The sequence below is a fragment of the Streptomyces sp. B1866 genome (assembly GCF_031932565.1).
GTDB lineage: Bacteria > Actinomycetota > Actinomycetes > Streptomycetales > Streptomycetaceae > Streptomyces.
In genome coordinates this window covers 1-11681 of record NZ_JAVSCF010000210.1, presented here as the reverse complement: position 1 = coordinate 11681, position 11681 = coordinate 1, and the positions used below count along the sequence as shown (strand labels likewise).

The window sequence follows — 11681 nt, the reverse complement described above, 5'->3', positions numbered from 1 at the left end:
CGAGCGGTCCGCCGCGCCATGTGCGGTGGCCGCGCCGGTCACGGCCGGACGGCGCCGGTCACGGCCGACGGCCGCGTCGGCCACGGACGCCGGGCGGGGCGCGGCCCGCGGGGCCGGGTGGCCGACCCGCGGGTTGCCGTCCGCCGACCCGCCGGGGCTCGAATCCCGGTAGAGTACGGGCTACTTCACCTCGCTCCTCCCCTCAAGGCTCCGTCGGCGCCGAGGTCGGCGGAGGCCCCGCACTCCGGGGCCTGTCGGAGGAACGAGGAGGGGCGATGGACGATCAGGACACGCAAGGGTCCGGCAACCGGTGGGGCGCGCCTGACAGATGGCAGGTCGTCATCGGGACGCTGAGCCTGCTCGTGGCGATCGTCGCATGTGTGGGGCAGTTCCTGCGGTAGCAGCGCGGAACGCCGCACACGAGGTCCGGACGGGGACGCACCGCTCGCCGACACAGGCGCGGGCGAGGCGGCCAACGGGAGATCGTCCGGGCCCCGGCCCCGGCCCCACTCGCGTACGCCACGCCCGGCCCGCGCGTACGGCCCGGCTCCGCTCGGGTACGCCACGCCCCGTACGCGCGTACGGCCCGGCCCGCTCGGGTACGCCACGCCCGCGGACCCGCGGGCGTCCGCAGGCCGAACGGGTGACGGCGGCAGCCGCCGGGCCCGACGACGGGAGGCGACCATGGGCAGCGCGCACACCGGCCCGCGCGGGAGCGACGGCCCCGGCCCCGCCGACGACGCCTCCCTCGGCCGCGACCCGGCGGCGGACGGCCCCGCCACCGGCCCGGCCGCCTTCGCCGCCCTCCTGCGCAGCCTGCCGCCGCCAACCGCCGGGCCGCTGCCCGTCTGGGACCCGGCGACGGCGGACCGGGCGCCGCTGCCGCTGTTCCGGCGCTGGCTGCGCGAGGCCGCCGAGGCGGGCGAGCCCGGCCCGCACACGATGACGCTCGCCACGGCGGACGCGGAGGGCCGCCCCTCGGTGCGTACGGTCATGCTGCGCGGCGCCGACGAGCGCGGCTGGCACTTCGGCACCCACCGCACCAGCCGCAAGGGCCGCGAGCTGGCCGCCCGCCCGTACGCGGCGCTGGGCTTCTCCTGGCTGAGCCTGGGGCGGCAGGTCAGGGTCAGCGGCCGGGTGACGGCGGCCGGACCCGAGGCGAGCGCGGCGGACCTGCGCGGCCGCGGGGTGGCGGCCCGCGCGTCCGCGCTGTCCGGCGAGCGGCAGAGCCAGCTGCTCGGCTCGTACGAGGACCTGGTGCGGGCCTCGGCGGCGGCCTGGTCGCGGGCCGAGCGGGAACCTGACGCGGTGGCGCGGACGTGGACGCTGTACGCGGTGGCGGCGGACGAGGTCGAGTTCTACCAGGAGGAGGCCAGGCGGCGGCACGTACGGCTGCGCTACCGCCGTACGGACGGAGGAGGCGGCGCCGGAGCGGACGGAGGCTGGACGCGCGAGCTGCTGTGGCCGTGACGCGCACGGCGGACCCCGGCCGCCGGGTCGCGCGGCGGGCCCCGGCCGTCGGAAGGGCTGGAAGGACCGGAAGGCGGCCCGGTCGGCCCGGGGCCGCCGTCGGCCCTGGTCAGCGGCGAACGGCGGCCCAGCCAGGACGGCAGGCGACTCCGGCTCGCGGGGGCAGCGGGAAACAGTGACCGATTTCCCAATTCGATCGTGAATCGTTTTGAGAAGAGTGCGACAACCTCACGACTACGCTCACTCGCATGCACGTCGACGCTCCTCCCGCCCGTAAGCACGCGGCACCTGACGTCTACGTGATCGGCGGCGGCCCAGCCGGGCTCGCCACCGCCGCGGCGCTCGGCGAGCGCGGCGTGCGTACCGTCGTCCTGGAGCGGTCCGACCGCGTGGCGGGCGTCTGGCGCGGCCACTACGACCGGCTGCGGTTGCACACCACGCGCCGCCTGTCCGCGCTGCCCGGCCTGCGGATACCCCGCGCGTACGGGCGCTGGGTGGCGCGCGACGACGTGGTGCGCTACCTGGAGCGCTACGCCGAGCACCACCGGCTCGACATCGTCACGGGTGTGGAGGTTTCACGCGTCGAGCGCGCAGAAGACGGCGGTTCGGCGGCGGCGGACCGGAGCGGGTGGCTGCTGCGGGCCTCGGGCGGACGGGAGCTGACCGCGCGCGCCGTGGTCATCGCGACCGGCTACAGCCACACCCCCCGGCTGCCGGACTGGCCCGGCCGGGAGCACTTCACCGGCGCGCTGCTGCACGCGCGCGACTACCGCAACGCCCACCCGTACCAGGGCCGCGACGTGCTCGTCGTCGGCGCCGGGAACACCGGCGCGGAGATAGCGGTCGACCTGGCGGACGGCGGCGCGTCCCGGGTGCGGCTGTCGGTCCGTACGCCCCCGCACATACTGCGCCGCTCCACGGCCGGATGGCCCACCCAGGCCAGCGGCATCCTGCTGCGGCGGCTGCCGCCGCGCGCGGCGGACCGGATGACGCGTCCCGTGGAGCGGCTGTGCGTCCCCGACCTGTCCGGCCACGGCCTGCCCCGGCCGGAGACGGGCCTGTACTCGCGGGCGCTGGAGGGCGCCATTCCGGTGCACGACGTGGGCCTGGTGAAGGCGGTGCGCAAGGGCCGGGTGGAGGTGGTGGCCGCCGTGGAGTGCTTCGACGGGGACGCGGTGGTCCTGGCGGACGGCTCGCGCGTCACCCCGGAGGCGGTCATCGCCGCCACCGGCTACGAACGCGGCCTCGACGCCCTGGTCGGCCACCTCGGCGTCCTCGACCGCCGCGGCCACCCCGTCATCCACGGCCCCCGCACCCTGCGCACGGCCCCGGGCCTGCACTTCACGGGCTTCACCAACCCGATCAGCGGCATGCTGCGGGAGCTGGGCCGCGAGGCGGGGCTCATCGCGCGGGCGGTCGCCCGCGCGGGGGCGGGGGCGTAGGGCCCGGTCCCGGTCGGCAGCCCGGGGGTCCCGGCCCCCCTGCCCGGGCCCGCGTCACCCCTGGCGGGCGGCGCCGTCCGGCCAGACCACGTCCACGGGGATTCCGGCCGCGCGGGCCTGGGCGACCACGTCGGCGGTGCCGCCGCCCTTGCCGGTGGGCGGCTGCCCGTTCCAGACGGCGACCAGCCGGTCGGCGCGCTCCAGCAGGACGGCGTTGGCGGCCTCGTACGCCCGCCGGTCGGCGGTGGGGTACGGCATGACCAGCACCTCGTCGGCGGCTGCGGCGAGCCGGTCGAAGACGGGCGCGTGGTCCGGCTTGACCTTCGCTCGCCGGTAGTCCTCGGAGGGGATCACGACGACCAGCCGCCCGCCCGCGTCGAGCAGGGCTTCCGCGAACAGCGTGTCGGCGCCCCTGGCGATGCACGACACGCCGACGAGCCCGCCGTCCGCGTGGCCAGCCAGCAACGCCTTGAGCGCGTCGCGCACCAGGGGGACGGTGGGCTCGGTCAGGTCCATGTGACCGGTCACCGCGAGAGTCGTCATGCGCATCCTTTCGGCCTCACGTGGAGCGCACACGCGCATCGTGGACACCGCGCGTTCGCGGAATCGCAGGAACAGGCTCTTTCGTGTGGTCTGGAAGTCATGGGTACGCGCGGGGCGTTGACGCGGCGTAGCGTGGAATCAGCCTATCCGGCGGGGGCCACCATGCACGTTCCGGAAGAGACCATCGGCGATCGGCTCGTCCGGTCGCGCCGCAGACGCAAGATGACGCAGGAAGGGCTGGCCGAAAGCGCCGGTCTGTGCGTCGACGTCGTACGGAAGCTGGAGCAGAACCGGCGGCTCAACGCGCGGCTGTCCACGCTCAACGCGCTCGCCCGGGCGCTCGACGTGGAACTCTCCTACCTCCTCGGCCAGCCCTCGACCTTCGAGGCCCGGGGCGAGGGCGAGTCCCCGTCCGTGCTGGCCCTGCGTCAGGCCGTCTCGCCGGTGACCGAGCTGCTGGGCGAGGACGCCGACCCCGAGGGCCCGCCCACCGTCGCGGCGCTGCGCGCCTCCCTGCGGTCCACCGAGGTGATCCGGCGCGAGGGTCGCATGGGCGAGATCGGCGTCGTGCTGCCGCACCTGATCCGGGACGCCCGCATCGCGACCCGCGCCTACGGCGGCGCCGACCAGGCGGCGGCCTACGCGGTGCTCGCCGAGGCGTACCAGGTGGCGGCCACCACGCTCGCCGCCCTGGGCAAGGAGGACGCCGGGTTCACCGCGCTGGAGCGGTCTCTGGACGCCGCGCGCCACTCCGACGACCCGCACCTGGAGACCGTCGGCATCTCCAGCCTGGCGTGGATCTTCACCAAGCAGGGGCGGCTGGAGGACGCCGAGCGGGTCGCGCTCGCGACGGCCGAGAGGATCGAGCCGGGCTTCCGCTCCCGGCCCGTGGAGCTGTCGCTGTGGGGGGTCCTGCTGCTGCGGGCGGCGACGGCCGTCGTGCGGCAGGAGAAGTACGACACCGTCGAGGACCTGCTCAACCTGGCCGCGTCTGCCGCCGCCCGGATCGGCCGGGACCGGCTCGACTACGCGACGCCCTTCGGCCCGACGAACGTCGGCGTGGCCCGGGTCAACTTCCTCGTGGAGATGGACAAGAGCGCCGAAGCGCTGGCCGAGGCCCGCGCCGTGCGGCAGGTGGGCACCCTGCCGCCCACCTGGCGCGCGCGGTTCCACGTCGACCGCGCCCTCGCCTTCGCCGACGTGGGCAGGGACGACAGCGCGACCGGGGCACTGCTGACGGCGGAGGAGACGGCCCCGGAGTGGATGCGCTACCACTCCACTTCCCGGCGCCTGGTGGCCGAACTGCGCGGCCGGGAGCGCCGCCGCACCTCCCCCCTGGCCGAGCTGGCGGACCGGCTCGACATGGGCGGGTAGGACGCCGCGTCCCAGGGCCGCGCGGACTGGGACGCGCCGTCCTGCTCACACACCAGGGTGGTACGCACCGTCACTGGTCGACCGCGCTGCGCGGTCATAGCGTTCCCTCACTGAACAGCGGCACCGGCCGCCAGGCCCGTCAGGANAACAGCGGCACCGGCCGCCAGGCCCGTCAGGACTCGGCGACCGGCACCGCCTCGCACGTCCTCGGCGACCGGCACCGCCTCGCACGTCAGTGAGGACGTACGCATGAAGCTCAGAGCCGCACCGGAGAGCCCGCGCCTGTGGGCACCGCCGGATGGGTGGGTGGCCGAGGCGCAGCCCGTGGGCGTGTGGTGGGACGCGGTACGGGTCCCGGCGTCGGTCGGCGAGCGGACCCTGCGGCTGCTCGGCGAGCAGACCGGGGCCGTCATCGCCGACCCGCCCGGCATCCGCCTCTACTGGCTGATCGGCACCGGCGCCGCCGACTCGTGGGACCCGGCCTCCCTCCGCCCCGTACACCTCCTGCGCGCGCACAGCTTCCTCGTCGTGCCCCCGGCCCACCGCGTCACCGGGCCCGGCGTCCACTGGCGCCTCCGGCCCACCGCCGACCGCCGCCTGACCGAACCCCGCGCCCTCCACACCGCCCTGCACATCGCCCTCACCCTCCACACCCAGGAGACCCCGGGAACCCCTGGCACCTCTTCCGCCGCCGCATACACCCCACCCGCGACAACCGCCCCCAGCCCCAGCCCCACCGCGCCCCCACCAGCTACCTCGAACGCCTCCTCTTCCCCACCGACACCCCACCCCGCCGCACCCGGCGACGGCCCGACCCCGACGACCCACCCACCTGAGCCCAAGACCCCCGGGCGGGCCTGCCACGACCCCGCCCGGGACCAAGCGGGCGGCCGAGTCCTATCCGACGCCGCCCGAAACCCGGCCCTCCCGGCGATCCCCCGCGCCGGAGGGCCGGGCCCAGTCGGCGGGGCGGGCCGCCGGGGTCCGGACCCCCGTGCCGGACCGACGAGGACCCGGCGCCCGTCCCGCCCCCTCACCGGCCCGGTCCGCCGGGTACGCCGTTCGCGATCCGGCGCACCGGCGGGCCGGGCCGCTCCCACGTCCGGCACGGAAAGCCGCAGGCGCTCAGGCCGCCGCGCCCAGGGCAGGGGCCACGCCCGGCTCCCGCTCGCGCCGGATCACCAGGGACATCAGCGCCGCCACCGCACACAGCCCGCCCGAGCAGTACCAGACCAGGTCGTACGAGCCGAAGGCGTCCCGGGCCAGGCCGCCGAGGAAGGCGACGAGGCCCGCGCCCACCTGGTGGGAGGCCAGCACCCAGCCGAAGACGATGGCGCTGTCCTCGCCGTAGTGCTCGCGGCACAGCGCGACGGTGGGCGGCACGGTGGCGACCCAGTCCAGGCCGTAGAAGACGATGAAGAAGACCATCGGCGGGTGCACGGTGTCGGCCAGCAGCATCGGCAGGAACATCAGGGACAGGCCGCGCAGCGCGTAGTAGACGGCCAGCAGCCGCCGCGCGTCGAAGCGGTCGGTGAACCAGCCGGACCCGATCGTGCCCACGATGTCGAAGATCCCGATGACGGCGAGCAGGGTCGCGGCGGCGGTCACCGGCATGCCGTGGTCGTGCGCGGCGGGTACGAAATGGGTCTTGACCAGGCCGTTGGTGGAGGCGCCGCAGATGGCGAACGTTCCGGCCAGCAGCCAGAAGGTGCCGGTGCGGGAGGCGTCGGCGAGCGCGCGCACGGCGCGCCGGGCGGCGCCGCGGCGCGGGGCGGGCCGGGGTTCGATCCGCTCGGCGCCGTACGGGGCCAGGCCCGCGTCGGCCGGGTAGTCCCGCATGAGCAGCCAGACGAACGGCACGATGGCGAGCGCGGCGAGGGCCACGGTCACGGCGGCCGGGCGCCAGTGGTGGCGTTCGACCATCCAGGACAGCAGCGGCAGGAACACCAGCTGGCCCGACGCGCCGCCCGCGGTCAGGATGCCGGTGACCAGGCCGCGCCGCGCGGTGAACCACCGGTTGGTGACGGTCGCGGCGAACGCCAGCGCCATCGACCCGCTGCCGAGGCCGACGAGCACGCCCCAGCACAGCACGAGCTGCCAGCTCTCGGTCATGAAGACGGTGAGCCCCGCGCCGGTGGCGATCACGACCAGGGCGGTGCCGACGACGGCGCGGATGCCGAACCGGTCCATCAGGGCGGCGGCGAAGGGCGCGGTGAGGCCGTACAGGGCGAGGTTGACCGAGACGGCGAACCCGATCGTGCCGCGCGACCAGTGGAACTCCTGGCAGAATTTTGGGCATATCTGCACAGCGAGCAGGCGCAAGGGGGAGGCGGGACAGGTGGACGTCACCATCTACGTACGACTCAGCCTCGATCAGCATGGCGACGAGTTGGGCGTTCAACGTCAGCAGGACGAGTGCCGGGCGTTCGCGGCAGCCCGTGGCTGGACCGTACGAGAGGTAATCGCGGACAACGACATCAGCGCCACTTCGGGCAAGGTGCGACCGGGATTCGAGCGGCTGTTGGCGTCCGAGCCGGACGCGATCCTCTGCTGGCACACTGACCGGCTCGTGCGCAAGACGGAAGACCTGTTGCGAGTGATCGCACTCGGGGTCAACGTCCACGCCATCCACGCCGGACACCTGGACCTATCGACTCCGGCCGGTCGGGCCACTGCCAAGACGGTTACGGCGTGGGCGGAATACGAGGGTGAGCAGAAGGCGCTACGACAGAAGGCGTCGAACCTTCAGGCGGCGAAGAACGGCACGCCACACAAGACAGGCTTGCGACCGTTCGGATACGCCGACGACTACGTGACCGTGGTCGAGGACGAGGCAGAAGCGATCCGCAAGGGTGCAGAGATGGTTCTTCAGGGCGAGACCCTGGCGGCTGTCGCTCGCTTCTGGACCGACCTCGGTCTACTCGCTCCCCGCTCGTCGTCCGGCACGGCGAAGGGCGAGGCGAAGGGGTGGGGTGTGGGCGGAGTGAAGAAGGTGCTCATCTCCCCTCGATACATCGCGCAGGCCACCTACCACGGCGAAGTGGTTGGCGCGGGCCAGTGGCCCGCGATCCTGGACGAGGTGACTCACGACGCCCTTGTGTCGGCACTGACGAACCCCAGGCGCTTCACGGGTGGTGCACGTACCGGCTCGGCCCCTCAGACTCTGCTCGCCGGACTGGCTACCTGCGAGCGATGCGGGGAGGCCGTGCGCGGCGGCATGTACCGAGGAACCCCGGTCTACCGCTGCGGACAGAAGCACGTACGCGTACCCCGCGACCTGGCCGACAAGCGAGCCGGTAACGCCGTCCTGACGCGGCTCGCCTTCCCTGACTTCCTGCCCTGGGTCCTCTCCGCTCGGCAGGAGGAGGGAGACGACTCGGCCCACCTCCACCAGGAGGCTCAGGCCCTGCGGGAACGGCTCGACGGGTTGGCGGTCTCCTACGCCTCGGGGTCCATCACCCTGTCGCAGATGACGGCCGGTACCGAGGCGATCCGGGCCGGGCTCGACGAGATCGACGAGAAGCTGACCGGTGTCACTGGCCTGCCCCCGATCGACCCCGTGTCGGGCATCGCTGGCCTGATTCAGGACTGGCCGAACACTCCCCTCCCCATCCGTCGCGCGTGGGTCAGGTTCGTCACCACGATCACGATGCACCCGAACGGGTTCAAGAAGGCGGCGAAGATGACCGTGGACGACTACATGACCGTGGAGTGGAACCACGCCGCTGACGACGAACAAGACGCGTAGCCCGCCTCGCTCGACTGGCTCCGCTCTCATCAGAGGGCGGGGCTTCGTCTTGCCGGATCAGAAGGGGGGTGGGCTTCCCCCGGTATGTGGGAGGTGTGAATCAGCTGGTGGGGGTTCGGGGGTGGTTGATTTCAGCCGTTCGGTGGCTGCCTGGCTGACGTAGTACGCCTCTTCGGGCGGCGGGCGGCGGGCGGCGGGGCGGCCGTCTGACCCCCGGGCCGCCGGATCCGGGACCGTGCGGCGGTCGGGCGGCTGAGGGTTCGTCAGGGAAGGGGTGTGCGCGGGCTGCGGGCGGCGCACCGGCGGGCGACCGCGTGGGCGACGGGGCGCGCGGGCGCGGGTCCCGGGCGTGTCTCCACGGCCGTACGGCAGCGCGCCGGGCGGCCGCGCGGCCGTACGCCCGCAACGGCGGCGCGCCGTGATCCGGCCGACGCGCGGGCCGGGAGGACCGAGCCGTCCGCGCGGGACGGCGGTCGTCCGCGACCTGAGCCGCGCGGGCGCCCTTGGGCGTCCACGGCCAGGCTACGGGCCGTCCGCCGCCGTCCACCGCTTCCGCGGAGGGGACGGGCGGGTCGGTCGGGTGGCGGTGCGCGCATGCACACCCCGAGCGCGGCACCGTGCACCGCCACCCGGCACCGGCGCCGATGCCCTGATTCCCGCGCCGGGCCGCGACCCGCACTCGCCGAGGGTGACCCGGTGGCCCCATAAGCCCACAGAGCCCTCGACGTCCCCTCGCGACGAATCGCTTTTCCTAGGGTGATCACCCGGCCACGCCACGTCAACACCTAGTCCGAACTTTGGTGGCTATGCCCGATTTGTTACACCCTGATTTGTGACTGTATGCGGGGGTTCGGTGGCCCCGGTCGCCAACAGCGGCGCCTCAGCCGCCCCGACGTCCCCACCACTCCCGGCGTCCCTGCCGCTCCCGGCGTCCCCGGCCCTCCCCGCCGACCCGAGGTCCCCGCCGACCCGGCCGCCCGCGCCAGCCGCCAGGGCCGTGATCCGCGCGACGCCCGCGCCGCTCGCGACGTCCGCGCCGTCCGCCGGGTCCGCGGCAAGCACCGGCTCCTCGGCGGGCGCAAGGTCCTCGCAGCTCCAGCGCCGTCCGCAACTGCCCCGGTCCACCTCGCACCAGATGCGTTTGCCCGCGCCCTCAGCCTGCCAGCCCCAGCGGTCGGCCAGGCCGTCCACCAGCTCCAGGCCCCGCCCGTTGGTGGCGTCGTCCGTCGCGTGCCGGGGCTTCGGCGCGCGCGCGCTGGCGTCGGCCACCTCGACCCGTACCGTCCCCGCGCCGAATCCGGCGCCCGCCTCCCCCTCCCCGGCCGCGCCGACCGGGTCCTCGCCGCCCTCCCCGGCCTGCCGCGGGAAGCACATCCGCAGCACGGCGGGGCAGCCGGCGTGCACCACGGCGTTGGTGACCAGCTCCGAGACGAGCAGCACGAGCGTCTCGGCCAAGGGCTCGTCGGCCCCTATCCCGGACCCAGCCAGCCGGGAGCGGGCCCAGCGCCGCGCGCGGCCCACCTCCGCGGGGTCGGGGCGGACTTCCATCTGCACCTGAAGCACCTGCACCGCTCACACCATCCGAACCGGCGGACACATCGCCTCGCACCTCCAAGAGGTCACGGATTGTGACTCTCTTGTAGCCCAGCATGGTTGACGTAGAGTCACCCGAACAAGCGCTTCGGCCGTATTACAACGCCAAGGAGTATGCGTGGTGCATACTGTGCGACGCGCGCCGCGGGGAGTCGAACAGCGGGGCACCACCGGTCCACACCTCGCGCGAGCGGGGCAGATCGGCACACCCGGCGTCGCCGGGGCGGCGGCGCCGGGATGGTTGCACCCCAAAACCATGCGCATCCAACGGAGGGTACCCGAGGGCACGGGCGACTCCCCCGCGTAACGGCTCACTCACGGGGGACACCACTTCGGATCGGCGCTCGGTCACGGAGAGCCAGCGCTCGGGCGCCTCGGTACGAGCATGTCGCGCGCCGGCGCACGTGCGGCGCGCACCGGCGCGGACGGGTGGTGGCGGGTGCGGACCCGGCTCGCGGAAGCACCGGAGGGCGCGGGGCGGCACGGGGCGGGGCGGCACTTGGGCGGGGCGGCACGGGGCGGCACGGCGCAAGGCGGCACCAGGGCGCGCGGAGGGGGCCGGGACGCGCCGCCCGGCCGGTTGCAGGCCCGCGGGTGCCCCGGCAGACCGGCACTCCTGGCGGGCGCCAGCGGCGCGTTCTACGGGCGCGCGGCAGCGGCCGGGGCCCGGGTCAGCTCGTCGTGCTGTACGTCGCGTACGCCTGTGCGTAGTAGCGCCCGACCTCGTCCCGCTGGTTGTACGGGCCGATCACCAGCACGACGTGGTAGCGGCCGTTGATCAGCATCGCGAGGTTGTGGGCGTAGACCGTGCGACCGCTGCTGTCCCGCCAGGAGAACTCCTGCTCCGCCATGGCCGTCTCCCCCACGTCGATCTGCCGGTCACCGGAGGACGAGGCCCAGGACGACGCGCGGTAGGCGGCCAGTTCCGGCTCCCTCTCCTGCATGTACGCCATGGGGTCGGGGCCGAACTCGGACGCCTTGTCCCGGCCCGGAACGACGAGCAGTTCGAAGTCGCCGCCGACGTACTGGATCTGGCCGCGGCCGTTCGGGCCGCGGCGCGTCCAGCCGTCGGGCACGGCGACCTTGAAGCCGCCCGGGTCCTGGCGGATGGAGAAGCCCTTGGCGACCCCGGCCGGTTCGGTGGACTGCGGCTGGCGGGAGCCGGGAGAGCCCTGGCCCTGGCCGGTGCCGCCCGCGGCGTCCGTGGGCGCGGCCGGGCTCGCGGCGGTCGGGTCGCGGCGGCCCGCGTCCGCGCGGTCCTTGCCGCCGCCGTCCTCGGACTTGGGCATGAACGCCATCGCGTAGACCATCGCGGCCCCGAGCGCGAGCAGGACGGCCGTCAGCGCGACCTTGCCCAGGTTGCGCGGGCGGCCGCGCTCACGCGCGGGGCGACGATCGCGCACCGGCCGCTGCGGCACCGGCCGGTCCCGCACCACCTGCTCGCGTACGGGCCGCTCGGGGCGCGGCCGTTCGGCGCGCGGCGGCCGTTCGGCGCGCGGCCGGTCCGCTAC

The 11681-nt window shown here is 74.8% G+C and carries 7 protein-coding genes and 2 pseudogenes; 5 read left to right on the top strand and 4 right to left on the bottom strand.

What is annotated here, in order from left to right; genetic code table 11:
• The first annotated feature begins 275 nt into the window (after positions 1–275).
• The 3 genes from RKE29_RS22885 to RKE29_RS22875 all read left to right on the top strand — a co-directional run bounded on the left by RKE29_RS22885 (position 276) and on the right by RKE29_RS22875 (position 2912).
• Entirely contained in the window at positions 276–401 is a 126-nt protein-coding gene (locus RKE29_RS22885; protein ID WP_312007455.1) for a hypothetical protein, read from the top strand.
• Positions 402–684: 283 nt separating this feature from the next.
• The gene (locus RKE29_RS22880) at positions 685–1470 is read left to right on the top strand and encodes a pyridoxal 5'-phosphate synthase (protein WP_312007454.1); all 786 of its coding nucleotides are present in this window, start codon (positions 685–687) and stop codon (positions 1468–1470) included.
• A gap of 248 nt (positions 1471–1718) precedes the next feature.
• Complete coding sequence (locus RKE29_RS22875; protein ID WP_312007453.1) at positions 1719–2912, top strand: NAD(P)/FAD-dependent oxidoreductase; 1194 nt, start codon at positions 1719–1721, stop codon at positions 2910–2912.
• Between the two features lie 54 nt (positions 2913–2966).
• Here RKE29_RS22875 and RKE29_RS22870 read toward each other — a convergent pair whose 3' ends face one another.
• Positions 2967–3455, bottom strand: a complete 489-nt coding sequence (locus tag RKE29_RS22870; protein WP_312007452.1) for a hypothetical protein — start codon at positions 3453–3455, stop codon at positions 2967–2969.
• 162 nt (positions 3456–3617) lie between these two features.
• Here RKE29_RS22870 and RKE29_RS22865 point away from each other — a divergent pair, with 162 nt between their 5' ends.
• Positions 3618–4829 carry a helix-turn-helix transcriptional regulator gene (locus tag RKE29_RS22865; protein ID WP_312007451.1) on the top strand — a complete coding sequence of 404 codons (1212 nt, stop codon included), beginning with the start codon at positions 3618–3620 and terminating at the stop codon, positions 4827–4829.
• Positions 4830–5954: 1125 nt separating this feature from the next.
• Here the strand turns inward: RKE29_RS22865 and RKE29_RS22860 are convergent.
• Positions 5955–7151, bottom strand: a complete 1197-nt coding sequence (locus tag RKE29_RS22860) for an MFS transporter (RefSeq protein ID WP_312007450.1) — start codon at positions 7149–7151, stop codon at positions 5955–5957.
• Positions 7152–7167: 16 nt separating this feature from the next.
• Here RKE29_RS22860 and RKE29_RS22855 point away from each other — a divergent pair, with 16 nt between their 5' ends.
• A complete protein-coding gene (locus RKE29_RS22855) occupies positions 7168–8577 on the top strand; it encodes a recombinase family protein (RefSeq protein ID WP_312007448.1) in 1410 nt (469 codons plus the stop codon).
• Between the two features lie 1116 nt (positions 8578–9693).
• Here RKE29_RS22855 and RKE29_RS22850 read toward each other — a convergent pair.
• Both RKE29_RS22850 and RKE29_RS22845 read right to left on the bottom strand, forming a co-directional pair.
• Positions 9694–10146: pseudogene (locus RKE29_RS22850) on the bottom strand (ATP-binding protein); the annotation flags it as partial.
• A gap of 695 nt (positions 10147–10841) precedes the next feature.
• A pseudogene (locus RKE29_RS22845) lies at positions 10842–11681 on the bottom strand (serine/threonine protein kinase); the annotation flags it as partial.

Excerpts from the sequence above, each read along its gene's own strand:
- RKE29_RS22885 (WP_312007455.1), top strand. The coding sequence starts at position 276 with ATGGACGATCAGGACACGCAAGGGTCCGGCAACCGGTGGGGCGCGCCT.
- RKE29_RS22880 (WP_312007454.1), top strand. The coding sequence starts at position 685 with ATGGGCAGCGCGCACACCGGCCCGCGCGGGAGCGACGGCCCCGGCCCC.
- RKE29_RS22875 (WP_312007453.1), top strand. The coding sequence starts at position 1,719 with ATGCACGTCGACGCTCCTCCCGCCCGTAAGCACGCGGCACCTGACGTC.
- RKE29_RS22870 (WP_312007452.1), bottom strand. The coding sequence starts at position 3,455 with ATGACGACTCTCGCGGTGACCGGTCACATGGACCTGACCGAGCCCACC.
- RKE29_RS22865 (WP_312007451.1), top strand. The coding sequence starts at position 3,618 with ATGCACGTTCCGGAAGAGACCATCGGCGATCGGCTCGTCCGGTCGCGC.